This is a genomic window from Mordavella massiliensis (assembly GCF_016901695.1).
Taxonomy (GTDB): Bacteria; Bacillota; Clostridia; order Lachnospirales; family Lachnospiraceae; genus Claveliimonas; species Claveliimonas massiliensis_A.
Genome location: NZ_JACJKS010000007.1, coordinates 89448 through 112997 on the forward strand (window position 1 = coordinate 89448; position 23550 = coordinate 112997).

Genomic DNA, 23550 nt, shown 5'->3' on the forward strand with positions numbered 1-23550 from the left:
TTTACTTCTCGATAACTTCCAGAACAGGTTCAAACGTGGTGAGCGCCGTGTAGTCCACCGGGCCCGCATCCGTGATGGCGTAGTCCGGGATCGCCGTGATGGGCAGGAAGAACATGTACATCATGGGATCCGGCAGGTCGGAGCCGAGGCTTCTGGCCGCCTGGTCGATCTTCTTCTCCTGCGCAGCGATCTCTTCCGGTTCCAGGTCGCTCACGATGCCGCCCACCGGAAGCGGCAGGAACTCCAGGATCTGGCCGTCTGCGACAACGACCTGGCCGCCGCCCTGCTCGATCACATAGTTGGCTGCGATGGACATGTCCTCTGCGCTCACGCCCATCACCACGAGATTGTTGTCATCCGGCGCTGCGGAGGATGCCATAGCGCCCTTTTTCAGCTTCCAGCCGGAGCAGAAGGCAAGAGACCTGTTTCCGTTTCTTCCGAACCGCTCCAGAACAGACACCATGGCCACATCCTGCTGCGGATCCGGCTGCACGATCCCGTTCTCCACCTTGAGCACCACGTCTCTTCTCTTGCGGACAAAGGGACCCTTGACGTCCATGGCCAGCACCTTTGCCTCGCCGTGGTCAATGGTTGTCCTGTACTCGAAATCTTCCTTCGTCGTCCTGCGGCATTTCAGTTCGCCCTTTAACACAGAGCTGCGCTCCGGAGCCTGCAGTTCATACGTCAGCCTGTGGTTTTCCGCCACCATGCGGCCGTTTGTCATGACTTTCTCCACGTTGAACGCATGGAGGTCATCCACGAAGAGGATATCCGCGATCCTGCCCGGGCAGATGGATCCCACCAGGTGATCGATCCGGTATGCCTCCGCGCTGTTGATCGTCGCCATCTGAATGGCCGTCATGGGCTCTACGCCTGCGCGGATGGCGAGGCGCACTACATTGTCCAGATGTCCCTTCTCCAGAATGTCGCTGGCCGTTACATCATCTGTACAGAAGCTGACGCGGCGCGCGAAGGCGGGATTGACCTCTGTCACGGCGCGGATATTCTCCTCCAGGAAGTGGGTCACGGAGGACTCGCGGATCAGCATATGCATTCCCTTGCGCATCTTCTCCACCACTTCCTCGTGGGTGTAGCTCTCATGGTCCAGGCGGACGCCGCCGCACAGGTAGCCGTTCAGGTCATTGCCTCTCGCCATGGGCGCGCAGCCGAACACGGGAAGACGGTTCCTGAATGCCTCCGCGATGGCTCCCAGAGTATCCTCGTCCTCCTCCTGCAGGAACTCGCGGACGGTCTCCCACACGCCGAAGCACTCCGGCCACTTCTGCACCTCTTTGTGCACTTCCTTTGTAAAGTTGAAGGCCACTGTAGACTCAGGGATCGTGTACGGCGTCTTGTACGGCGCGCCCCAGAACACCTTCAGCGGGCTCTTCTTCACCTCTGCCTGGATCTCCCGCAGGCCTTCCAGGCCGGAGACGGAGATGTACTCATCCAGCCCTGAGATCATGCTCGTCGTCCCCCTGGGCACGACTGCCTTTGCATAGCTGGTGATGCTCAGCTTGCTGCACTCGCTGTGAATGTGTCCGTCGATCATGCCGGGCACCAGGTAGCTGCCCCGGGCGTCGATGATCTCCGTGTCCGGTCCGATGTAGTCCTCCACATCGCCCACTGCCGCGATCATGTCGTTGTACACGGCAACGTCCGCCGGATAGATCTCGCTTGACATGACGTTGACAAGCTGACCGCCGCGGATCACTTTGTGGGCCGGGATCTTGCCGCGGCCCGCGCGGATCATTTCCTTCAGGTTCTCGACTGTTCTTTCCATTGCAAATTCCTCCTTGCGTTTTCTTTTTTTCGCATCCTTATTTCCCCGGAAAAGGGAAATAAAAAAGATACATCGGCCAGAGGCTAAACAGGTTTCCCGTCCTGCGAATGTATCTTGAAGAATTTTTCAACTATATTCAGTTGTCCCGGAAGCGCCGCTTCCATGTGTCTTTATCATAGCATGGCCGCGGCGCACTGGGAATATATTAGTATATTATATTTTCCTATCATCATTTATCATTTCTTCTAATATTTAAGCAAGCAGCTTCTCCCGGAGCGCTTCCGCCTCCGGGGCGGGAAAATAAGGGATCCTGTGGGTCGTATCCCCGGCTCCCGCCAGCAGGTGCAGTTCCCCGCGGCAGATCCCGCATCCCCGGGCGATCACATTCTGCCGCAGGACAACGTACTGCACATCGCCCCAGCGGACCGCCACGGAAACGCGTCCGAGCCGCCCGTTTGTCACTTTGATGAACCCGTCGTCCGCCGCCATGCCGGCAGTCAGACAGCAAAGGATCCAGGCCAGCAGGGCCGCCGCAGCCAGGACAGCCGTGGCTGCAAGGACGGCCGGCCCGTAGAAAGCCGGCAGGGATCCCACCGGGAAATACCCGCACAGGCCGGTGTACGCAAGCGCTCCGGCTCCCAGGATCACCGCCTCCCCTCCCGCCAGAGGGAGCGCGCCGGCCGCCCAGGAGGAGGCTGGCTGCCGCCTTTCTTCCCGCCCGGCGATCCCGGCGAACTCCGGCAGGAGGATGCGGAGCTTTTCCTCCAGCTCTGCCTGGGATCCGTAGAGAACAAGGAAGGAATCCTTCTCCGCCGCGTCATCCCCCATGCCCACGTTGATGATCCGCGCCATGTATTTCCGGGACAGGCGCGCGATGAAGGTCTGCCGGATCTTCAGCGCCTGGATCTGCCGGACCGGGACGGTGTACTCGATCTTCTTAAGCACCCCGTACCGGATAAAGATCCGGTCCCCCTCCCTCCTGGCGCGGAAGTCCATGTAGCGGACAAAGTCCTTGACGATGTCCCATACGGCGGACAGGACGATGGCCGATGCGGCGAGGATCCCCGCCGCGCTCTGCAGGATGGAGCCGGCAAGGTCCCCCTCGCGCAGACTCTCCCACGCCATGACGAGGGAACCGATAAAGGCCAGCACCACGATCACGATGGAAAAGATGCTCATGGAACAGAGGCCGTGGCGGACGATGTCCCGGCCCGTCGCGACGAAATCCCACTGCTCCGGCGCCGTCTCCCTCGTGCCGGCTGCAGCGGGGCCGGCCGGGGCCTCCTCTGTCTCCCAGAGCAGGCCGGCGATCTGCGCCTTGAAGGCCTCCGCTTTCTCCTTCTTCAGCACGATCGTCACATCCGTTGCGTTGGCTGTGGAGAGGCTGGCCGTGTCGATCTTCACCTTGTATGTCCCCATAAGGCGCTCAAACAGGTTCTGCTCCAGGTTGATGTTGGAGATGCTGCGGATGCCGATGGTGTGGACGGAACCGTTGACCGTATTCTTCTCGATCACGATCGCCTGGTCCTGGATGGAGATCCACGTCTTCGACCAGGTCCAGGCTGTCTTTACAATCATCATAAGGATCACCACCAGGACAAGACCCATGCCAAGAAGGGCTCTCCTGTCGGAGGCTGCCGCACTGCCAAACTCCAGGAATTCTTCCGCATCCCGGAGAAAAATGCCTGCCAGGACCGCCAGCAGCGCATAGGTGCCCGTCCCGATTTTCTCTGCGATCACGGATATATGATTTCGGAATCTCTTACGCTCTTCCATCTTCCCTTTCCCCCTGCTCCCTCTTCTGCTGCGCCGCGATCTCATTGATGCGCCGGCGCAGGCTGCCTGCGATCTCCTCGGCCCGCTCCCTCTCAAGGAAAGAGATGGTCACATCCCCGCCGGCCGTCGTAACGATCACCTTCGCCACATGGAAGGCCCGGTCGATGGGGCCGGTCCTGATCTGCAGCTTGTGGAGCCTCTCGATGGGAACGATCTGCCGCTTGATAAAAAGATACCCCTCCCGGATATCAATGCATTCCTCATCGATCCCGTAGCGGTACCGGTTGTACCGGAACCAGGGGCTGACGCATGCGTCAAACAGGGTGAGGACGGCAAGCGCCAGGGAGATCCACTTCCCCACGGCAAGATCCTTCGGAAAGATCCAGAGCAAATCCGCCGCGCCTATGACGGCCAGAATGAGCACCCCCGCGAGCAGATCCGCTGTGTACATGCAGCGCAGCGCGTTTTTCGACAGCTTTTCGTATACCATCTTGTTTCCTCCATCTGTACTGTTCTTGTGATTTTATACTATCACAATAATACAGACAGGTCAATCCTTTCTCCTACTGCTTCTCCCATCCTTCTTTTATCATCTGTCTGAGCTCCTCAAAGGACCTAAGTCCCCCGAGGGCGTCATAGGCCTCCACGCAGCTTGCCCCCGTGGCCGCTGCCAGATGGAGGCTTTCTTCGATGGAGCACCCGTCAAGCTGCGCTTTCAGAAAAGCTGCAATGCTTGTGTCGCCTGCCCCTGTGCCGGAGAGCACCTTCGCAGGCTTGTAGCTCCTCTCAAAGATCTCCCTGCTGCCGTCCGTGTAGTACATACCCGGCGCGCCGCACTTGATGAGAAGGCTCCTGGCCCCCATGGCAAGCACCTTCTGCGCCAGGGGCCGGATGTCCGCCTCCACCCCGATGACAGAGGTCACATCCGCCCCGGCCGCCCGGGTCATCCACGCCTCATAGCGGGGTCTGTCCGCCATGAAGCAGAGCTCCTCCACGCTGGGCACAAAGTAGTCCACACAGGGGAGGACGCGGCGCAGGATCTTCTCCCAGTCCGCCCGGCCCGCATCCGAGTCGGGATCCACGGCCGCCATGTCAAGAGAGGTCGTAAGGCCAAGCCCCTTCACCCGCCGGAAGATCTCCTCCAGCTGTGCTCCCTCCGCCTCGTACATGTGCCGCATGATGGGCGGGTAGCCGAAGTGGAAGTGGGACGCCCCCGCGATCCGGTCAAAATCCAGGTCCGCCGCCCGGAAGGTGTCGTTGGCCCCCGGGTTATGGAGGAAGATCCGGTCCGTGCCCGGCGGCGCGATGACGATGGAGTAGGAGGTGCTGCTGTCCTTCGAGACGATCATGCCCTCCGCCGCCCCGTATCTTTTCAGGCGGTCCAGGACGATCTGCCCGAACTCGTCGTCCCCCACCTTGCCCATCAGCTCCACGTCCGCGCCAAGCACCTTGAGGCCCAGCCCTGTGTTGGCCACGGCGCCGCCGGTGCTGATGTTCACATCCCTCATCTGGACCAGTTTCCCGGGGATCAGGACGCTGGAGAGAGGCTGGGCCGTCTCCGAGGAGAAAACAGGGGTGATATCCAGGCAGATGTGCCCTGCCACAATGATCTTTCCCGCCATAGTCTCACCTACCCTCTTCCCGCGCTTCCGAAGACGCGTATCTTCTTCATGGTCTCCTGCTTCACGGCCTCCGTGATCTGGTTCTGAACATCCGTAAGGCCAAAGCCCTCCTTATACCCGTCGTGAGCCGCCTTTGCGGCCGCGCAGTTGATGTCCGTGAAGATGTTGACCTTGCTGATCCCGTTTGCCACACAGTTCCTGAAATCCTCATCCGTCAGGCCGCTGCCGCCGTGGAGCACCAGGGGGGCGGGGACGATCTGCGCGATCCGGGCCAGCCGGCTGATGTCCAGCTTCGGCTTCTCCTTGTAGGCCCCGTGGGCTGTGCCGATGGCCACCGCCAGGGCGTCCACGCCGGTGCGCTGCGCAAAGTCCAGCGCCTGCTCCGGCTCGGTGTAGATGTTGTCGTCGCCGGCGCCCTCGTCGTTGGCCCCCACATGTCCCAGTTCCGCCTCCACGGACACACCCAGAAGGTGGGCTGTCTTCGTCATCTGAGCCACCCGGGCGATGTTGTTCTCGTACGTATCTGTGGAGCAGTCGTACATGATGGAGGAGAAGCCAAGCCGCAGGGCCTCCCCGATCTTCTCCTCCGTCAGGCCGTGGTCAAAGTGGAGCACCACCGGCACGGACGCCTTCCTGGCCATGGGCCGGAGGAAGTAAGAGAGCTCCTCCAGGCTGGCGTAGGGCAGGAGCACCTCCGCCGTGCCGATGATGACCGGGCTTTTCAGCTCCTCAGCCGCCGCCAGGACGCCCTTTGCCATCTCCAGGCTGACCGTGTTGAAAAGCCCCACGCCGTATTTCTTCTCGCGGGCGTCTTTTAAAACTTCCCGTAATGTCACTAACATATCGTTTCCGCCCCCTGTCTACGCGAGACCCATCAGCAGGTTCATGACATACATCTCCAGCGCCTCGAAGTCGCGGTTCTCCACGCATTTCTTCTGGAAGTCGTAGTCAAATCTCTCCACCTTCTCCTCCAGGGCCTTGAAGATGTTCAGGCTGTTCTCCAGGTGCTTGTAGCTGTCCTCATCTTTCGTGGTGCGCATGGCCTTTACATCCAGGCCCACGTACTCGCCGTGGCTGCCGTAGCCGTTCTCCTTGAGCACTTTTACCTGGTTGAAGGCGGCCCGCAGGTTCTCCACGCCGAAGCTCTTGTCCTGGTCGTAGCGGATGCCGTTCTGGTCATTGAGGTGCACGGTCATGAGCTTGCCCATGGCCATGGCGAACCCGATCTCGTGGGCCGGATCCAGGCCTGCCAGGATGGCGTGGGCGCTCTCCAGGTTGCCGCCCACGCGGGAGGGATCGATGGTCGCGGCGGAGATGGCTATCACATGGCCCATGGTGCCGCAGATGCTCCGGTCGATGGGCTCGTTTGGCTTGGGCTCGATGCAGATGCGGATCTTCGGGTCATACTCCAGCATCTTGTTGATGGCCTCGATGAGCATCTTCGTGGCCCACACCGGGGATTTGCTCTCCGCGCAGAGGGTGCCCTCCCTCGCCAGCCAGAGAACGACCAGGTCTGTTCCCAGCTCGCCCGCGATGTCGATGGAGCGGTAGGCTCTCCACATGGCGTACTCCCTGTCCTCAGCGGAGGTGCTCATGAAGCCGCCGTCCATGGTGTGCTCGTCCATCCAGAGGCGGGGCGCCACGAACTCCGCCTTCAGGTTGTACTTGTCCAGCGTCTTCTTCAGCTCTCTTGCCTTTTCTTTGATCTCTTCTTCTGTATAGTCATTGATGTTCGGCACCGCGTCGTCGTCGTGGAACTGCACGGCGGAGAAGCCAAGCTCAGCGAATTTTTTGAATTTTTCCTCAACGGGAATGGTCTGTCTTGTAGCCGGGCCGTAGGAGTCTGCCCCCTCGTGCACGTTCCAGGGTCCTACGGAAAATTTGAATTTTGTCATTGTCTTATCTCCTTTTTTTCTTTTTATTTACCGGGCGGAGGCAGGGAAATGCCCCGCCCGTACCAGGTGTATCTAGTCTGTCTTCAAGGCGTCGTCAAAGGCCACGTCGGAGGGCGAGAAGTTGATCTGCTTCGTGAACTCGCAGGCCTCCGTGCCGCCGAAGACGCGCTCCATGCCGCTGTCCTCCCACTCGATGGACAGGGGGCCGTCGTAGCCGATCTGGTTCAGCACCCGGATGATGTTGTCGAAGTCCACATCCCCGTGTCCGGGAGAGACGAAATTCCAGCCTCTCCTCTGGTCTCCGAAGGTGATGTGGGAGCCCAGGATGCCGTTGCGGCCGTTCAGGTTCAGCTTGGCGTCCTTGATATGTACATGGTACACGCGGTCCGCGAAGTCATAGAGGAACATAGCCGGGTCCAGACCCTGCCAGATCAGGTGGCTGGGATCAAAGTTGATGCCCAAGGTCGGCCTGTAGTCAAAGGTCTCCAGCAGCTTCTTCGTGCTCCAGTAGTCGTAGGCGATCTCCGTGGGATGCACTTCCAGGGCCAGCTTCACGCCGCACTCGTCATAGACGTCCATGATGGGGGACCAGAGCTCCCTGATCCTCTGGTAGCCTGCCTCCACCTGCTCCTCGCTTGTCTGGGGGAAGGAGTACCACATCTTCCAGATGGGGGAACCCATGAAGAAGGTGACCGTGTCCACGCCCATGTTCTTCGCCGCCCGGGCCGCGTACTTCATCTGCTGCGTGCCCCAGGCGCGGATCTCCTCCGGCTTCCCTGCCAGGGCGGAGGGGGCGAAGTTGTCCAGTCTCGGGTCGTAAGCCCACTGCTCCGCATCGCCCACGCACTGTCCCGGCAGGTGCATGCCGATGGCCCAGCAGCCCAGGTCATACTTCGCCAGCGTGTCTTTGAGCTCCTTCACATAGTTTTCGTCTTTCGCAGCCTTCTCCACGTCGATCTGTCCCCAGGACGCGATCTCCAGCCCCTCATATCCCATCTTCTGCGCAGTCTGGCACATCTCCTCCATCGGAAGATCCGCCCACTGTCCTGTAAATATCGTTACCGGTCTTGCCATATCGTTTCTCTCCTTTCACGTCCGGGTCTTACAGTTCCACCCAGATATTTCCCTTCTCATTGCTCTCCAGGCACGCCTCCACGTACCGCAGGCCGTTCACTCCGTCCTCCACTGTCGGGTAGTCGATCATATCGTCTGTAAAGCTGCCTGCCTTCTTCGCGGCCACGCACTCCGCAAAGCTGTCGTACAGGTTGCCCATGGCCTCGATCCATCCCTCTGTGTGGCCTGCCGGAAGGCGTCCGTACTTCGCGGCTCCCGGCGTCACAGCCCCGTAGCCCCGCTTGATGGTGCGGGCGATACCGTCCTCCCCGATCAGGGTCATCTCCTCCGGGTTCTCCTGGAACCAGAGGATCGTCCCCCTGGACCCGTAGATGCGCACCCGCAGGCTGTTGTCACAGCCGATGGCGAACTGGGAGGTCCAGTTCACGCCTGTGGCGCCGCCCTCGTACTCCACCAGGATCTGGTCGTTGTCGTCCAGCTTTCTGCCCGGCACGACCACGTCCATCTTGGCCAAGACCCGCTTGACCTTCAGGCCTGTCATGGTCGCCACCGCGTTCTCCACATGAGTGCCCAGGTCTCCCAGGCAGTTCACCCTGCCGGAGCGGGCCGGATCGCATCTCCACTCGCCCTGCTTGCCGCCCCAGTCGTTCTCATTGTAGAGCCACCCCTGGGGATACTCGGCCATGACGGTGCGGACGGTGCCGATCTCTCCCGCCCTGATGAGATCCCGGATGTACTTGGCCGTCACGTGGCCCATGTAGGTATAGGTCACCATGAAGAGAAGGCCCTTCTCCTCTGCCAGGTCCGCCAGCTCCCGGGCCTGAGCGCTGTCTGTGGCCAGGGGCTTGTCGCAGGCCACATGGATGCCCGCCTCCAGGAAGGCCTTGCAGATCTCGTAGTGGGTGGCGTTCGGCGTCACCACGACCACAAAGTCAATGCCGTCCTCCCTCTGGCTCTCCGCCGCTGCCATCTCCTTATAGTCCGCATAGCACCGTGCCGCCTCCAGGCCCAGCGCCTCGCCCTGCGCCTTCGTCTTCTCCGGGCTTCTGGAGAAGCATCCCGCCACAAGCTTTGCGGAGCCATCCACTGCGATCGCTTTCCTGTGGGCGTCCCCGATAAACGCGCCGGGGCCTCCGCCCACCATACCGTAGGTTAATGTACTGCTCATGCTGTCAACCTCCTTTTTCATTCTGTCTTCACTATAAGACAACCGGCGCGTCCCGGCCCTGACAAGTTCAGGTTCAGACTATGACAAATTAGCTTTTTTATTTACAGGCTCCTGTCTGTCTTATATACTGGAAATGAGGTGAAACTGCGATGAGAGATGAATTTGAAGTGATTTCCCACGAGGCGGGAAACTATAAAATGTTTGTTGTCAACATGCTGTACCGGACGCCCCACGTGCACAAGGACTTCGAGGTCTGCCTCCTGCTGGACGGGAGCCTCTCCCTCCTGTCCAGGGGGCGCACATTCACTTATAAGAAAGGCGACCTGTGGGTGGTCAATCCCTTTGAGAGCCATGAGCTGGCGGCCTCTCAGCCGGCCCTCATCCTCTCCCTGCAGATCTCCCCCTCCTTTTTCGCGCCCGTGTTCCCGCAGATGGAAAATCTGGAATTTTCCCTGGAAGCCCCGGCGGATCCCCGGGTGCTCCTCGCCTCCCTCCTGGAGATCGCGTCCGCTTACTTCCAAAAAGAAGGGGAGGACGCTTCCCTGCGGCTTGCGGGCCTTATTTTCCTTTTCTTCGACCGGCTCCTGTCCGCCATCCCCCACGTCCGCCTGCCGGAGAAGGAGCGGCAGATGACCGCCACCAAGGCGCGCCGGATCCGGACCATCAGCGACTACATCGACGAGCACTATTCGGAGAAACTGCTCCTCACGGACATCGCGGACAAGCTGGGGCTGACCATGAGCTGGCTGTCCCACTTCTTCAAGGACGCCTTCGGCATGTCCTTCCAGGCCTACCTGATGAAGATCCGGTGCGAAAAAGCCCGCCAGCTTCTCCTGCTGACGGACTTCACGCTTCTGGATATCAGCATCGCCTGCGGCTTCTCTGACATCAAATATTTAAATAAAGGGTTTGCGCGGCAGTTCGGCTGCTCGCCGCGGCAGTACCGGCTGCACTTTGAGAGCGAGGACCTGGCCCTGCAGCAGCGGTCCATGCTCTCCACCCAGGAGGTGCTCTCGGCCTCCACGAGCCGGATCATACTGGAGAAATATCTGGCGTAACCTCTACCCTTCCCTCCGGCACCAGCTCACTCCCGCCAGCACCGCAAGGAGGATGCACTCCGCTGCCGCCGCTCCCAGCATCAGGTACGGGAGCCAGATGGCCGCGTTTCCCAGATAGGCAAAGCCTGTGTCCATGGCCGCGTAGGTGAAGCTGTTCATGAGCCCCACGCCGCCGGAGGGCAGCAGGCAGCGGACCCAGCTCCCTATATTTCCACCAAGGATCATGTACACCACCATGGGCAGGATGAGAAAGGCGAAGGCAGCGATGCTGGCTGAGGCCACTGTCTTCATTCTTCCCGACAGGAAGAGGGTGAAGGCGGCCGTGGCCAGCAGGGAGAGAAAGCCCGCCGCCCCGATGAGCAGCTCCATCTGTCCCACAGTCAGGGGCAGGAACACGGACACCGACACCAGAAGCTGCAGGGAGGTATCAAGTCCCCGGAAGCCGAAGGATGCGTTGAGGAGCAAAAGGAACAGGGCCATGCAGACCACATACAGGACGCCCGCAAGGAGGAGTCCCGCAAGGATCCGGCTCACGGCCAGACGCCCCCTCCCGTCCCTGGCGCACCGCAGGATCTGGTCCGCCCTGGTCTGGCAGTCGCTGGCAAAGACCGGCACCAGGATAAAGGTACAGATCAGCACCAGCAGGAACACATAGATGCCCACGTACTCGATGGCATTTGCCGTCAGGCCGGGCTCGTAGGTAAAGGGCATCTCCGCCCGGCTGTAGAGGGCCAGCGCCTGCCGGACGGCGCTGTCTGTGCGGGCGCTCTCCCCTCCGCCCTCCAGATAGATGAGGTCCTTAATATGCTGCCTGCACTGGTCATAAAAGCCTGTCACCTGCTCCTCTGTCAGATCGTCCCGCCCGGGGGCTATGCCTGTATCCGGGTCCGCCCATGCCTCGCACATCCGGTTCAGGATCCCGCTCACATTGGATACATTCTCACAGTAATCGCTGGCCGTCACCCGCTCGTCGTAGATGCCGTCGGGCAGTCCGCCCTCGTAGCCTGCTGCAAAATCCTTCCATCTCTGGAGGGCCGCCAGCAGCTTCTCTTCCGTTATCTCTCCCTGGAACTGTCCCTGGTTCTCCGCCTCTCTGTCAAGAGCCTCCCGGCCCTTCACTGTCACTTCCTGATCGCTTTCGCCCCGGTAGGTCCATGTCTCAAAGGAGACCGGGAAATACGCCAGGACCGGCGCCAGCAAGAGGGCCGCCAGCATCAGGATAAGGACAGACCTGGTCTTCAGAAGCCTTTTGATCTCCGCTGTAAATACTCTCATCTCACGCACTCTCCTTTCCGCCTGTGTGCTCCTGGGGAAAGAGCCAGAGGTACAGATCCTCCAGCCGGGGCTCCCTGGGCCGGGAGTCCGGAACCGCGGGCGCGTCCGCCAGATACCGGATGGACACGGCTCCTCTCTCCTCGTTCCGGATGCTCACCACCCGTACCTTCTGCTCGTATCTGTGGAGGTCCCGCTCCTCGATCAGGGCGGACCACACCTTCCCCTCCATCTCCCAGAGCAGCTCGTCTGTAGTCCCCTGGGCGATGATCCGCCCTTCCTTCATAACCGCATTCCTGGAGGCAATGTACTCCACGTCAGACACGATGTGGGTGGAGATGAGCACGATCCGGTCTGAGGCGAATTCGGACAGAAGGTTTCGGAAACGCACCCTCTCCCCCGGGTCCAGCCCGCTGGTGGGCTCATCCAGGATCAGCACCTCCGGGTCATTTAAGAGGGCCTGGGCAATGCCCACCCGCCGCTTCATCCCGCCGGAGAGTTTTGTGATCTTCTTTTTCCTCACATCTGCCAGGGAAAATGTCTCTAAAAGCCGGTCGATCTTCTCCTCTGCCTTTTTCCTGGGAAGCCCCTTCAGGGCCGCCACATAGTCCAGGTAGTCGTACACCGTGAACTCCGGGTAAAAGCCGAACTCCTGGGGCAGGTAGCCGAAGATATCCCGGTAGCTCTTTCCAAGCGCCTGGATGGGCACTCCGTCGTACCTCACCTCCCCTTCCGTGGGCCAAAGAAGTCCCGCCGCCATCCGCATGAGGGTCGTCTTCCCGGCTCCGTTGGCCCCCAGAAGTCCCCACACGCCGGGGGTGATGGTCAGGCTGGCATGGTCCACCGCCAGCTTGTCTTTAAACTGCTTTGTCAGATCATTTATGCACAACTCCATCTGTCTGTCTCCTTTCTTCCAATTCTCCGTATCTGGAGGATCCACAGAAGGGCCGCCGCCCCGCAGAGGACCCACACATACCCGGAAGTCACTGTATGATCCTGCGGCCCGGCCGCTCCCCGGCTCACATACTTCCACACAAAGGCAAAGAGGAGAAATCCTGCCCCCAGCACAGCGCTGCTCCTGACAGCGAAATGTCTCCCCCGCCCTCTGTCCAGAAGGAACAGGATCAGATCCCAGGCCAGGAGGAAGGGAAGGAAAAGCCAGGCCGCAAGGCTCCCCGCATCCACTGCCCAGAGCAGGCACGCAGCTGCGGTAACCCCCAGCTCCATCAGGACAGCGCTCCCCCCTGCGATGAGGAGCTGCGCCGTCCGCAGCCGGGGCCAGGACGCGGACGCCGCCTCCACCTCCGCCATCCGCCAGATACCGGATCTGGCAAAGAAAGGCACGCAGCTCCAGGCCGACAGGACGCCCGCGCCGCACAGGAGCAGGGGCAGCCGCCTGTAAAAGAACAGGCCGGATTCCGGGTCCCGGATGACCAGCAGCACACCCACCTGATGAAAGGCCGACAGGATCAAAACAAGCAGCAGCCCCTGCCAGACCCAGACGTGCCTGCCTGTGTACCGGACCTGCCGCGCCACAAAGGCGGGGAAACTCATGCCCCTTCTCCTTGCGGCCACCCGGCAGGCGCCGGCGGCCAGGGCCGCCGTCCGATCCACGTGACGCTCATCTGTCAGCGTCCTTTCCCTCACCCGCTCCTCATCCGCCAGCCTGCTCAGCTCTCTTTTCACCTGCCCTGTCTTCATTGCTCCTCTCTCCCTTCCAGTTCGGTTTTCAATATCTTCAGCGCCCTCCTCAGCCTGGACTGCACGGTCCGCATCGGAAGGTCCGCCGCCTTTGCGATCTCCCCCAGCTTCAGCTCCTGGGCGAACCGCAGGATGACGATCTCTCGCAGCTCCTCCGGGAGGAGTTCCACAAGTCTTCTGAAATCCTCCCGGTCCTCCCCCTCCCGCAGCCCCTTCTCCTCGAAGGATACCTGCTCCGGCATGGGATCCCATGTCCGTCTCCTGCGGATGTCCGCGCACACGTTGGCGGCCACCCGGTAGAGAAAGGCCCGGAAATGTCCCCGGTGCCTGTAATCCCTAAAATACCGGAACACCTTCAGGAAAGTCTCCTGCACGGCGTCCTGGGCCAGGGACCGGTCCGGCACGTGGAACAGGCAGTATCTGAGTATGTCGTCGTAGTAGAGCCTGGCCAGTTCTCCCGCGGCGTCCGGATCGCCTCTCTTCAGTTTCTCAAACAGTTCATCTTCCCGCGTCAAGTATGAAACCCTCCTGCTTTTACGTACCTATAGTTTATAACGTTTTAAGGGGGATAAAAGGATTAATATTTCACAAAAAAAGAGGAATTCCTTTCGTGAAACTCCTCTTTACGTTATGGGTGCTGATATTTTATCCGCTTTCTCTGGTCTGCTTTCTCTGCTCAGGGCATCTTAACTTCTCACTTCCGGGATGTGTTCTGCAGTTCCTCAAGCTGCCGCTTTAGCCGGGCAATCTCCTCGTCCCGCCTGTCCAGCATTTCTTTCTGTGTGTCAATAGTACACTTGCGTTCCTCAAGTACAATATTTTTATCCGAGAGCTCCCGCCTCATCCCGTTGATCTCTTCCTGCATCTCATCGATCATATACTGGACTGTATTCCGGTCCAGCTCCTTCAGTTCCTTTGAGAACATCTCCATCACCTTCTCCACATTGCAGCACAGCTCGTAGATCTCCCCGTACAGCTCCTTGAAATCCGGGTAGGACTCCAGGAGAGCCTCTATCCTGGCAGGATCGTCTGTACTGAAAAATAAAAGCCATGCTTCCAGCTTGTTTCTGATACCTTTATTCTGCACAATCCCGGCAAATATGTCAAGTGCGATAAAGCAGTATTCCTGGAGAAGGTCCACCTCCAGACCAGTGTCAGAGCGCTGGGAAAAATGATGGATATAGTCGCACGGAAAATCCCGGAATTCTGCCGGACTCTTCTCATACAGGACGATCGTGTACACCTTCTGTATATCCCGGTAGCTGAAACCTTTTCCCCGCTCTCCCCTCACTCTCTTATACTGCCTCAGAAGAAGGTCTGAGGAATAGCAGGCGCTTCTCTGGCCCGGGAACCGGTAGCCCATCTTTTGCACCTCCACATTCGCTATACTGTGATCTTCCAGTTCAATGACAATGTCCATAACTACAAGAGAGCACTCATCTGCGATCCTGACAGAGTCATTCGGGATAACCTTCAGGATCTTCACCGTCTGCCCCAGCACCAGCGACAGGAATTCTTCCAACCTCTCCGGCGTGTTCTCAGGGTTCATGATCTCTTTAAAAAAAGAGTCATATAAGATCTTAACCCCCTTATTCCCGGTACAGAAATCCAAAAATTCCTGTCTCTGCTCTTCACTCCACCCCAGATACACAGCGGAAAGCCTCTCATCCTCGAAGATCTCTTCCAGCAATTCCCTGCGCGTGCGTATCGTGGGAAAATACTTCTGCAAAATGCCAGCCATCTGTTTCCCTCCATACTTTTCCTTCGTGTTTCGTCTTTTGGTTCCATTCATTCACGGGTACGTTTTCCGATGCGGAAGTTCCGAAAATGAGAACGCCCTGCGGCGTATAGATGATCTCTTCTTTGAGAGATGTCCCCGGCAGAAGAACTCCGCCGGGATATGATAAGAATAACATAAAGCGAAGAAGACGGCAAGGGCTTTTCTACAAAGCTCTTACCGTCTCCCGGTCTTACCTGCTACCCCGCCTTCTGCTTGCGCCGCTTGATCACCTTCAGCCTGGTGAACTCTTCTCTCTCTTTCTCCTCCAGGGCGTTGGTGATGTCGTGCACGAGAGTGGTGTACATGGGGATCGTGATATTCTGGAGGGCGTTGGCCCTCTTCTGTGTCTTCTTGATGTTGGTGGCAAGGCGGTAGGCCGCGTTCTCCACCATGGAGAGCTTCACGGTTAGGTCCTTCACCTTGCGGAAGGCGTCCGCCGCCCGGTCCACGGACTCCCTCGTGTTGCTGAAGGCGTAGGTGGGCGCCGGCGTCTGCGGCGTGTATTTCACATGGGGGATCTCCGTCCCCATGATGCTCCGTGTCTGGATAACGACGGAGTCCTCGATGGGCACGGTGTAGGCGACCTGGGAAACCAGGCTGATCCCGTTCTCAATATTGGCTTTCTGCAGGCACTGGTAGGCGTAGGTGAAGGTGCTGTCGATCTCCTCCTGGATGCTGCGGGCCTGGTCGATCAGCTCCATCAGCTCCCGGATGAGGATGTTCCGCTTCTTGTCCATCAGCTCATAGCCCTGCCTGGCCAGCGCAAGCGAGTTCTTGGCCAGCATCAGATTACCCTTTGTGGGAAATGTGCGCGGATCCATCTGACCCCTCCTTTCCTGTCGTGAAAGCAGATCCTGCTGTTACCGGTTTGCGATGGAGCCCGGGGCTGCGCTGGTCGTCACGCCCTCGCCCCGCTTTGTGGGATGGTAGTATTTCTCCAGGATCTTCGTGTCCACACGGTCCAGTTCCTCTTTCGGCAGCCGGCCCAAAAGCTCCCATCCCAGGTTCAGCGTCTCCTCGATGGACCGGTTCTCCTCCGGCCCCTGCCCGATGTATGTCTCTTCAAATTCTTTCCCGAAAGCCAGGTACTCCTTGTCGATGGGCGACAGCTCGTCCTCGCCGATGACGGAGGCCAGGTTCCGGGCATCCCCCACCTTGGCGTAGGCGGAGAAAAGCTGGTTGGCCAGATCCTGGTGATCCTCCCTCGTGTAGCCCTCCCCGATGCCGTCCTTCATGAGACGGGACAGGGATGGCAGCACGCTGACAGGCGGGTAGATGGACTGGCCGTTCAAGTTCCGGTCCAGCACGATCTGTCCCTCTGTGATATACCCGGTCAGGTCCGGGATCGGGTGGGTGATGTCGTCATTCGGCATGGTGAGGATGGGGATCTGGGTCACGGACCCGTTCACCCCCTGGACGATGCCGGCCCGCTCATAGATGGCCGCAAGTTCGCTGTACAGGTAGCCCGGATACCCCTTCCGGCTTGGGATCTCCCCCTTGGAGGAGGAGACCTCGCGCATGGCCTCCGCAAAGGAGGTCATGTCCGTCAGGATGACCAGGATGTGCATGTTCTGTTCAAAGGCCAGGTACTCGGCCACTGTGAGCGCCACCTTGGGCGTGATGAGCCTCTCCACCACCGGGTCGTTGGCCAGGTTGAGGAACATGGCCACGTGGTCCGCCACGCCGCTCTCTTCAAAGGTCCGGCGGAAGAAATCCGCCACGTCATGCTTGACGCCCATGGCGGCGAAGACGATGGCGAATTCCTCGTCCGAGTCCTCCCCCAGGGAGGCCTGCTTCACAATCTGGGCCGCCAACTGGTCGTGGGGCAGACCGTTGCCCGAGAAGATGGGCAGCTTCTGTCCGCGGATCAGGGTGGTCAGGCCGTCGATGGCGGAGATGCCGGTGCGGATGTAGTTTCTCGGGTATTCCCGTTTGACCGGGTTGAGGGGCAGGCCGTTCACATCCCGCTTCAGCTTGGATCCGAGAGGGCCCAGGTCGTCGATGGGCTGTCCGATGCCGTTGAAGGTGCGCCCCAGCATCTCTTTTGACAGGGCGATCTCCATGGGATGCCCGGTAAGGCGGGTGTGGGTGTTCTTGAGGGACATATTCTCCGACCCTTCAAACACCTGGATCACGGCCCTGTCCTCGTACAGCTCGATGATGCGGCCGATCCGCCGCTCGTTCCCGTTCAGGACAAATTCCACGATCTCGTCAAAGAAGGCGCCCTGGATGCCTTCCAGTGCGATGAGGGGGCCGTTTATGCTGCTCAGTCCCAGATATTCTATTGGCATGTCTGTTCTTCCCCCTTTTTACGCATTTTTCTCCAGCACGCGCTGGTAGAAGCTGTCAATGTCCCGCCGGTACTGGGCGAACATCTCCAGCCGGTCGTTTGGCACATCGTACTTGATGGCGATGACCCGCTCAAATATATTCTCGGATTTCAGCACGGACATGGGATGCCCCATAGTCACAAGGGCCCGCGCCTGCTTGTACAGGTAGAGGATCGTATCCATCATGAGGAACTGCTTCTCCATGGACACGCAGGTGTCGTCCTTGTGGAAGGCGTTCTGCTGCAGGAATCCGAGCCGGATGACCCGGGCGATCTCCAGGATCAGCTTCTGGTCGTCCGGCAGCACGTCGCTGCCGATCAGCTTCACGATCTCCAGAAGGCTGCTCTCCTGGTTGAGGAGCGCCATGAGCCGGTTCCGGTAATCGATGAATTTGGGCGACACGTTGTCCTGATACCAGGGCGCCAGATCCGTCAGGTACTCGCTGTAGCTGGACAGCCAGTGGATGGCCGGGAAATGCCGGGCGTAGGCAAGGCTCTTGTCCAGCCCCCAGAAGCAGCGCACGAAACGCTTCGTATTCTGGGTCACAGGCTCGGAGAAATCCCCGCCCTGGGGCGACACGGCGCCGATGATGCTGACCGAGCCGTCCGTTCCGTTTAAGTTGTGCATCATGCCCGCCCGCTCGTAGAACGCCGAGAGGCGGGAGGCCAGGTAGGCCGGAAATCCTTCCTCTGCAGGCATCTCCTCCAGGCGCCCGGACAGTTCCCGCAGGGCCTCTGCCCAGCGGGACGTGGAGTCCGCCATGATAGCCACGTCGTAGCCCATATCCCGGTAGTACTCCGCCAGCGTCAGGCCGGTATAGATGCTGGCCTCGCGGGCCGCCACCGGCATGTTGGACGTGTTGGCAATGAGGGTGGTCCGGTCCATCAGGGGATTGCCGGTCCGCGGGTCTGTCAGTTCGCCGAATTCTTCCAGCACCTGGGTCATTTCATTGCCCCGCTCGCCGCAGCCGATGTAGATGATGATGTCCGCGTCAGACCACTTGGCGATCTGGTGCTGGGTCATGGTCTTGCCTGTCCCGAACCCGCCGGGGATGGCCGCTGTGCCGCCCTTGGCGATGGGGAACATGGTATCTATGATGCGCTGTCCCGTCACAAGGGGGACAGACGCGGCAAACCGCTGGCTTACCGGCCTCGCCTTCCGGATCGGCCAGCGCTGGGCCATGGGGATCCCGCGCTCCTCCCCGCTGCCGGTCCGAAGCGTAAGGAGAGGCTCCGTGATCGTGTAGCTCCCGTCCGGGACCACGGAGACCACCGTCCCCTCCAGATCCGGCGGCACCATGCATTTATGCACGATGGCGCGCGTCTCCGGCACCTCCGCAAAAATGTCGCCGCCGTGGAGATAGTCCCCCTCCCGCACGGTGATATGCGTCTCCCAGCGCTTCATCTCATCCAGGGAGTCCACAGACACGCCCTTTGTGATAAAGGCGCCGCCGCTCTCGGAGATCTTTTCCAGGGGCCGCTCAATGCCGTCAAAGATGTTGTCCAGGATGCCGGGGGCCAGAAGAACGGACACAGGTCCGCCGGAGGCCTCCACCGTCTCGCCGGGGCGCAGGCCGCTGGTCTCCTCATACACCTGGATGGTCGTCCGGTCCTTGTCCAGGGCGATGACTTCTCCCACAAGGCGCTCGCCGCCCACATAGACCATCTCCGACATGGCAAATCCCGTGTTCCCCTTCAGATAGATGACCGGGCCGTTGATCCCGTATATCTTTCCTGTCCTGTTAACCAACCTCGTCACCTCCCGGGAATATAAACTGGTCATACTCATTGGCGAGGGATGTCTTGAAGGAGTGGTCGATCAGAACGTTCCGCCCGCGGATGACAGCACGCATGCCGCCTGTGAAATCCTCCGCGCTGACCGTGAGGCGCGTGCCTGTCCTGCGCTCCAGTTCCTCCTTCTTCCCCTCGTCGGAGGGATTGATATAGATGGTCATCTCCTCCCACTTTGCATAGTCCAGGGCGCTCCGGATGCAGTTCTCGAGAAAGGCATCATAGTCCGGCGTCCGCATGAACGCCTGCACCAGCTCCGCGGCTTCCGCAAACACCTTGTCCTTGAGTTCCTGCTGCACCCTGCCCATCTCCCGCTTCAGATCCAGCTGGGCTTTCGCCATGGCCTGGTTCCTCTGCAGCCGGGCGTTGGTGCTCTCCGCCCGCACGCGGGTCTCGCTCTGGTGCATGGCCTCTCTTTTGTGATCCTCGAACACCTTCTCCAGCGCTGCCCTGTAGGAGCGGATGATCTCATTTCCCTCCGCCCGGGCCGCCTCCATGGAGACAGTCTGTATATGGCTGATCTTTTCTTCTAATGTCAAGAGGGATCCCTCCTTCTGCTATAATTTCAGTCCGATGGCTTCCGTGATATAGGAAGTGATAAAATCCTTGCTCCGGCCGGTCCCGTGCCTGTCCGGTATCTCCACGAGCAGGGGCATCTTTCTCTCCAGGCGGAACTTGTCGATCATGTCCGGGAACTCCCTCCCCAGTTTTTCCGTCAGGAGCACGATCCCCACCGTCTTGTCCTGCAGTACGTTCTGGAGCGCGTCGTAGAGCTCCTCCCTCTCGTGGACGACAATGCCGTCCACCCCTGCCAGGCGCATGCCCGTGTAGGTATCCACGTTGTCGCTGATGAGATACATCTTCATCTTACAACTGCCCCAGGATCATGAAAGAGATGATCAGCCCGTACAGGCAGACGCCCTCTGCCAGTCCCACGAAGATCAGCGATTTGCCGAGCACGCTGGAATCCTCGCTGATGGCGCCAAGGGCGGCGCTTGCCGCGCTCGCCACGGCGATACCGCCGCCGATACAGGAAAGACCGGTAACCAGAGCAGCCGCGATATAGCCAAGTCCCGTCGCGCTGGACGCCGCCGTCTCAGCCGCCGCCTCAGCCGCCTGCGCGTCCGCGCCCTGGAACATCATGATGCTTCCGATGATGCACGCGCCGAAGAAGAAAAACACGTTCGACGCCAGGGCTGCCTTGTAGCGGCCCTTTTTCTTTTCTCCCAGCAGGTAGTACCCGAAGGGGATGATGATGCTTAAGATCAGTGCTGCGATGAGAATGAGTCTCGGTGCAAGAGTCATAGTGAAGCTCCTCCTTTATGATTTGTTCTTTTTCGTATATGGATCAAACGCCCGGCCGCTCCCTTTATAGAAACGGCTGAACATCTCGTAGTATTCCAGACGGAGCACCTGGATGCCGACCACCAGGCCTTCCATCAGGCACACGAACAGGTTTCCGAAGACAATGACCGCCCAGTTGGGGCTCCCCTCCTCGGCGCCGGCCAGCATGAGCACCACCTCCATCATGGCTGCGTGGCTCACGGCAAACGCGCCGATACGGACAAAGGACAGGGTGTTGGAAAAGTAGCTGAGAAGGGTCTCAAAGAGCTCAAAGAACCCTTCCACGAGAAACATGACTTTGCTCTCCTTTTCCTTCTCCTTCCGCTTTCTGATCCGGTTTGTCAGCGGACGGCCGAATAGGATCAGAAGCAGCGGCGCCCCGAACATGACCGCCAGCACGACGCCGGCCGGCACCGCATGCCCTGTCATAAACAGGACGATCACCGCCACGGCAGAGCCGTAGAACACAAGCCCCGCCACGCCGTTGGCGTCAAACCAGGTCGCCTGTATGTCGTGCTCCCGCAGCCCGTTGACGATGTGCAGGACCATGGCGATGAGGATGATCCCCATGCCGAAGGCCACGGACACGATGAACACGGTATTCAGCTTGCCCACAAAGGGCAGTGTGGTCATATGATCTATGGGCCGCAGCCACAGCGGCTCTATGATATCTTCAAACCCGAAGATGCTTCCGAACATGAACCCGAAGATCGTGGAGAAGATACCCGCCGTGGCGATGATGCCCGCCAGGGCCGCCTTCTTAAAGTGGTAGATCAGCGCGCCGCCGATCACCAGCAGAAGGCCCTGCCCCACGTCCCCGAACATGACCCCGAAGATGAAGGAGTAGGTGATCCCGACGAACACAGTGGGGTCGATCTCCCCGTGGGCCGGAAGTCCGTACATCCGCACGAACATCTCAAAGGGGCGGAACACCTTCGGGTTGTCCAGCTTGGTGGGCGGCTCCCCGAAGTAACTGTCGTGGTCGTCTTCCACCACGATGAACACCTTGTCGTCGTCCTTTGCCTCCTCCATGAATTTCTCCACGTCATCGTCCGCCATCCAGCCGCACAGGATGTAGTAGTCTTCTTTTTTATCCTCCACTCTGGCCGCCATCTTGCGGGCGTCAAAATTGTGGGCAAGCTCCTCCAGCCGGTTCCTGGCAGCCACCAGCCGGGGCGCGTTCTTTGCGAGCGCTTCCGCCGCCTCCCGGTCGATGTCGTCCATCTGCTTCTGGAGGTCAAAGACCTGCTTTGCCATCTCCTGGCAGGCCTGCTCCGGCGTGCCGCTGTACTGGTTGGGAACCTCGATCCGCTCGAAATGCAGGGAGCGCAGCACGGCTTCCACCTTCTGGGCCTCCCCGGGGGAGACGAAGTACGCGCCGTACACCTCCGACTCGGTCTGCTGCCCCTTCACAAAGATAGCACCCAGGTCGCTGAGCAGGTATCTTTCCAGCTTCTGATACTGCTCCACCGGCAGTTTGCCGAAGCGGCAGGTGATGTAGCGGAACGAGAGGAGCCGCCCCAGATCCCCCTCCATGGGACGGAAAGGTTCGATCACCTTCTGCTTTGCCTGGAGTTCCTCCTGCTGCCGCTTCAGGACATCCTTCCTGGACTGGAATGTCAGGTACTTCTCGTTTGTTTCCCGGATCAGCTCAAAGATCTCGTCCAGTCCCATGGACGGATCCGGGCGGACCGCCTCCGGCTCATGTAAGAGCCCCACATACTGCTGAGCCTTCAGAAGCGCATCCCGGTAGGGATTGATCTCCACAAAAGGCCGCAGGTTCTCCACCGTCTTCAGCTCAGACAGGGCTGATTCCAACTGGATCTCATACCGGGAGAGGTAGAGGTCCATGACCCGGTCAATGTCGTCTCTGGGCCCGGATATATTGACAAATTTCATCTTAACGATCATATCTTGCGCCCTCCCACATACTCTAGTGTCTCAGCCGGAGATACGCCGTAGCGCACGCACTCCATGGCGGTCGTCAGCTTCTCCAGCTCCTGCTCCTTCAGAAAGAGGTACGTATTGACAGAGGCGATGGAGTAGGGATCGCTCCGCCGGTCTGCCAGGTACAGGTGATACAGGCAGTCCGCGTACATCTTCTCCACGGTATACTCGCTCCCGAAGGTATAGTGCCTTGCATACGACGTCTTCGCCACCGCCTGTCCGAACTCCTCCAGGGAGCCGGCCTCCACCATCTCGCGGATGAGGTCTGTCTTCATTTTATAGTGGATCGGGATCAGCAGCGCGTATATATCCGCCGGCTCCAGGCTGAAATATTTCTTCGCCCGGTAGATCCACTGGATATTCAGCAGGTTGATCTTAGATCCGCATTCCCGCGTAAAGATCTCCAGCTCCTTCTTCCGAAGCGCCTTCTTCCTCCCTCTCCACATGGATGTGAAGTAGTACAGGTTCAGGGCCAGGTCATAGTCGAACAGGGTCGCCGCCCGGCCATCCCGCAGTTTCCTGAGCGTATCGTAGTACTCGGTATCCCGCAGGTTCTCGATCACTTCATCTGTCGTCCGACAGCGGATCATCCGCTCGATGGAGACCTGGGAATACCGGTCGAAGAAGGTCCTCTTGTAGTTGATATCAAAGGGCTCCCGGTAGCGGTTGATGACAATGCGCAGGCAGTAGTTGATCAGGTCCACCTCGTACCGCTTCAGATAGAGCCGCAGCATCTTCCGCTGCTCCAGATTGCAGAAGCGGTAGATCTTCGTGTAGTCGTGGAAGAGCGACAACTGCAGGAGCTTCTCGATGTTTCCCCTGTGGATCAGCTCCGGATCCAGGTTCTCCAGCACATTCCGGTACGTCGTGTTCGCGATCAGGAAGGAGACGATCTCCGGCACGCTCTTCATGGCGCTGATCTCCTCAAAGTCTTTCTCTTTCAGGAGCTTTGCCTCCATGGCCCGCACCTTTGTGGTGAGCCCGCTGTAAGCAAGTAGATTCCCCATAGG

22 protein-coding genes are annotated in these 23550 nt (G+C 59.5%); 1 reads left to right on the forward strand and 21 read right to left on the reverse strand.

Going from position 1 to position 23550, the window contains the following annotated elements:
• Position 1 precedes the first annotated feature (1 nt).
• The 8 genes from H6A20_RS06850 to H6A20_RS06885 all read right to left on the reverse strand — a co-directional run bounded on the left by H6A20_RS06850 (position 2) and on the right by H6A20_RS06885 (position 9318).
• On the reverse strand, positions 2 to 1783 hold the full coding sequence (locus tag H6A20_RS06850; protein WP_204906385.1) for an adenine deaminase: 1782 nt from the start codon (positions 1781 to 1783) through the stop codon (positions 2 to 4).
• A 252-nt stretch (positions 1784 to 2035) separates the two neighbouring features.
• Positions 2036 to 3559, reverse strand: a complete 1524-nt coding sequence (locus tag H6A20_RS06855) for a PH domain-containing protein (RefSeq protein ID WP_204906386.1) — start codon at positions 3557 to 3559, stop codon at positions 2036 to 2038.
• Positions 3546 to 4049 (reverse strand): PH domain-containing protein, encoded by a 504-nt coding sequence (locus H6A20_RS06860; RefSeq protein ID WP_204906387.1) that lies wholly within the window; start codon positions 4047 to 4049, stop codon positions 3546 to 3548. The genes H6A20_RS06855 and H6A20_RS06860 overlap by 14 nt, the downstream gene beginning before the upstream one ends.
• A 73-nt stretch (positions 4050 to 4122) precedes the next feature.
• Positions 4123 to 5181 carry a carbohydrate kinase family protein gene (locus tag H6A20_RS06865; RefSeq protein WP_204906388.1) on the reverse strand — a complete coding sequence of 353 codons (1059 nt, stop codon included), beginning with the start codon at positions 5179 to 5181 and terminating at the stop codon, positions 4123 to 4125.
• 8 nt (positions 5182 to 5189) lie between these two features.
• Entirely contained in the window at positions 5190 to 6023 is an 834-nt protein-coding gene (locus H6A20_RS06870) for a class II fructose-bisphosphate aldolase (RefSeq protein ID WP_204906389.1), read from the reverse strand.
• Positions 6024 to 6041: 18 nt separating this feature from the next.
• Positions 6042 to 7076 carry a TIM barrel protein gene (locus H6A20_RS06875; RefSeq protein WP_204906390.1) on the reverse strand — a complete coding sequence of 345 codons (1035 nt, stop codon included), beginning with the start codon at positions 7074 to 7076 and terminating at the stop codon, positions 6042 to 6044.
• Positions 7077 to 7148: 72 nt separating this feature from the next.
• Positions 7149 to 8150, reverse strand: a complete 1002-nt coding sequence (locus tag H6A20_RS06880; RefSeq protein ID WP_204906391.1) for a sugar phosphate isomerase/epimerase family protein — start codon at positions 8148 to 8150, stop codon at positions 7149 to 7151.
• Between the two features lie 28 nt (positions 8151 to 8178).
• Entirely contained in the window at positions 8179 to 9318 is a 1140-nt protein-coding gene (locus H6A20_RS06885; RefSeq protein ID WP_204906392.1) for a Gfo/Idh/MocA family protein, read from the reverse strand.
• 149 nt (positions 9319 to 9467) lie between these two features.
• Here H6A20_RS06885 and H6A20_RS06890 point away from each other — a divergent pair, with 149 nt between their 5' ends.
• On the forward strand, positions 9468 to 10376 hold the full coding sequence (locus tag H6A20_RS06890; RefSeq protein WP_204906393.1) for a helix-turn-helix transcriptional regulator: 909 nt from the start codon (positions 9468 to 9470) through the stop codon (positions 10374 to 10376).
• Between the two features lie 3 nt (positions 10377 to 10379).
• Here H6A20_RS06890 and H6A20_RS06895 read toward each other — a convergent pair whose 3' ends face one another.
• The 13 genes from H6A20_RS06895 to H6A20_RS06955 all read right to left on the reverse strand — a co-directional run bounded on the left by H6A20_RS06895 (position 10380) and on the right by H6A20_RS06955 (position 23547).
• Complete coding sequence (locus H6A20_RS06895) at positions 10380 to 11651, reverse strand: ABC transporter permease (RefSeq protein WP_204906394.1); 1272 nt, start codon at positions 11649 to 11651, stop codon at positions 10380 to 10382.
• 1 nt (position 11652) lies between these two features.
• Positions 11653 to 12543, reverse strand: coding sequence for an ABC transporter ATP-binding protein (locus H6A20_RS06900; protein ID WP_204906395.1), 891 nt, complete (start codon positions 12541 to 12543; stop codon positions 11653 to 11655).
• Positions 12528 to 13349, reverse strand: coding sequence for a hypothetical protein (locus tag H6A20_RS06905; RefSeq protein WP_204906396.1), 822 nt, complete (start codon positions 13347 to 13349; stop codon positions 12528 to 12530). Before H6A20_RS06905 ends, H6A20_RS06900 begins: the two co-directional genes overlap by 16 nt.
• Positions 13346 to 13864 carry an RNA polymerase sigma factor gene (locus H6A20_RS06910; RefSeq protein ID WP_204906397.1) on the reverse strand — a complete coding sequence of 173 codons (519 nt, stop codon included), beginning with the start codon at positions 13862 to 13864 and terminating at the stop codon, positions 13346 to 13348. The genes H6A20_RS06905 and H6A20_RS06910 overlap by 4 nt, the downstream gene beginning before the upstream one ends.
• Positions 13865 to 14043: 179 nt before the next feature.
• Positions 14044 to 15090, reverse strand: a complete 1047-nt coding sequence (locus H6A20_RS06915; protein WP_204906398.1) for a PD-(D/E)XK nuclease family transposase — start codon at positions 15088 to 15090, stop codon at positions 14044 to 14046.
• Between the two features lie 236 nt (positions 15091 to 15326).
• Positions 15327 to 15950 (reverse strand): V-type ATP synthase subunit D, encoded by a 624-nt coding sequence (locus tag H6A20_RS06920; protein WP_204906399.1) that lies wholly within the window; start codon positions 15948 to 15950, stop codon positions 15327 to 15329.
• A 39-nt stretch (positions 15951 to 15989) separates the two neighbouring features.
• The gene (locus H6A20_RS06925; protein ID WP_204906400.1) at positions 15990 to 17420 is read right to left on the reverse strand and encodes a V-type ATP synthase subunit B; all 1431 of its coding nucleotides are present in this window, start codon (positions 17418 to 17420) and stop codon (positions 15990 to 15992) included.
• Positions 17421 to 17438: 18 nt separating this feature from the next.
• Positions 17439 to 19208, reverse strand: a complete 1770-nt coding sequence (locus H6A20_RS06930) for a V-type ATP synthase subunit A (protein WP_338106621.1) — start codon at positions 19206 to 19208, stop codon at positions 17439 to 17441.
• Positions 19201 to 19788, reverse strand: coding sequence for a V-type ATP synthase subunit E (locus H6A20_RS06935; protein WP_243426154.1), 588 nt, complete (start codon positions 19786 to 19788; stop codon positions 19201 to 19203). Before H6A20_RS06935 ends, H6A20_RS06930 begins: the two co-directional genes overlap by 8 nt.
• Positions 19789 to 19806: 18 nt before the next feature.
• The gene (locus H6A20_RS06940; RefSeq protein WP_204906402.1) at positions 19807 to 20115 is read right to left on the reverse strand and encodes a V-type ATP synthase subunit F; all 309 of its coding nucleotides are present in this window, start codon (positions 20113 to 20115) and stop codon (positions 19807 to 19809) included.
• Between the two features lies 1 nt (position 20116).
• Positions 20117 to 20554 carry an ATP synthase subunit C gene (locus H6A20_RS06945; RefSeq protein WP_204906403.1) on the reverse strand — a complete coding sequence of 146 codons (438 nt, stop codon included), beginning with the start codon at positions 20552 to 20554 and terminating at the stop codon, positions 20117 to 20119.
• A 15-nt stretch (positions 20555 to 20569) separates the two neighbouring features.
• Complete coding sequence (locus H6A20_RS06950) at positions 20570 to 22504, reverse strand: V-type ATP synthase subunit I (protein ID WP_204906404.1); 1935 nt, start codon at positions 22502 to 22504, stop codon at positions 20570 to 20572.
• Positions 22501 to 23547 (reverse strand): V0D/AC39 family V-type ATPase subunit, encoded by a 1047-nt coding sequence (locus H6A20_RS06955; RefSeq protein WP_204906405.1) that lies wholly within the window; start codon positions 23545 to 23547, stop codon positions 22501 to 22503. The genes H6A20_RS06950 and H6A20_RS06955 overlap by 4 nt, the downstream gene beginning before the upstream one ends.
• Between the last annotated feature and the right edge of the window lie 3 nt (positions 23548 to 23550).

Bases quoted from the DNA above. Each gene is read 5' to 3' on its own strand.
- H6A20_RS06850 (WP_204906385.1), bottom strand. From the start codon at position 1,783: ATGGAAAGAACAGTCGAGAACCTGAAGGAAATGATCCGCGCGGGCCGC.
- H6A20_RS06855 (WP_204906386.1), bottom strand. From the start codon at position 3,559: ATGGAAGAGCGTAAGAGATTCCGAAATCATATATCCGTGATCGCAGAG.
- H6A20_RS06860 (WP_204906387.1), bottom strand. From the start codon at position 4,049: ATGGTATACGAAAAGCTGTCGAAAAACGCGCTGCGCTGCATGTACACA.
- H6A20_RS06865 (WP_204906388.1), bottom strand. From the start codon at position 5,181: ATGGCGGGAAAGATCATTGTGGCAGGGCACATCTGCCTGGATATCACC.
- H6A20_RS06870 (WP_204906389.1), bottom strand. From the start codon at position 6,023: ATGTTAGTGACATTACGGGAAGTTTTAAAAGACGCCCGCGAGAAGAAA.
- H6A20_RS06875 (WP_204906390.1), bottom strand. From the start codon at position 7,076: ATGACAAAATTCAAATTTTCCGTAGGACCCTGGAACGTGCACGAGGGG.
- H6A20_RS06880 (WP_204906391.1), bottom strand. From the start codon at position 8,150: ATGGCAAGACCGGTAACGATATTTACAGGACAGTGGGCGGATCTTCCG.
- H6A20_RS06885 (WP_204906392.1), bottom strand. From the start codon at position 9,318: ATGAGCAGTACATTAACCTACGGTATGGTGGGCGGAGGCCCCGGCGCG.
- H6A20_RS06890 (WP_204906393.1), top strand. From the start codon at position 9,468: ATGAGAGATGAATTTGAAGTGATTTCCCACGAGGCGGGAAACTATAAA.
- H6A20_RS06895 (WP_204906394.1), bottom strand. From the start codon at position 11,651: ATGAGAGTATTTACAGCGGAGATCAAAAGGCTTCTGAAGACCAGGTCT.
- H6A20_RS06900 (WP_204906395.1), bottom strand. From the start codon at position 12,543: ATGGAGTTGTGCATAAATGATCTGACAAAGCAGTTTAAAGACAAGCTG.
- H6A20_RS06905 (WP_204906396.1), bottom strand. From the start codon at position 13,349: ATGAAGACAGGGCAGGTGAAAAGAGAGCTGAGCAGGCTGGCGGATGAG.
- H6A20_RS06915 (WP_204906398.1), bottom strand. From the start codon at position 15,090: ATGGCTGGCATTTTGCAGAAGTATTTTCCCACGATACGCACGCGCAGG.
- H6A20_RS06920 (WP_204906399.1), bottom strand. From the start codon at position 15,950: ATGGATCCGCGCACATTTCCCACAAAGGGTAATCTGATGCTGGCCAAG.
- H6A20_RS06925 (WP_204906400.1), bottom strand. From the start codon at position 17,420: ATGCCAATAGAATATCTGGGACTGAGCAGCATAAACGGCCCCCTCATC.
- H6A20_RS06940 (WP_204906402.1), bottom strand. From the start codon at position 20,115: ATGAAGATGTATCTCATCAGCGACAACGTGGATACCTACACGGGCATG.
- H6A20_RS06945 (WP_204906403.1), bottom strand. From the start codon at position 20,554: ATGACTCTTGCACCGAGACTCATTCTCATCGCAGCACTGATCTTAAGC.
- H6A20_RS06950 (WP_204906404.1), bottom strand. From the start codon at position 22,504: ATGATCGTTAAGATGAAATTTGTCAATATATCCGGGCCCAGAGACGAC.
- H6A20_RS06955 (WP_204906405.1), bottom strand. From the start codon at position 23,547: ATGGGGAATCTACTTGCTTACAGCGGGCTCACCACAAAGGTGCGGGCC.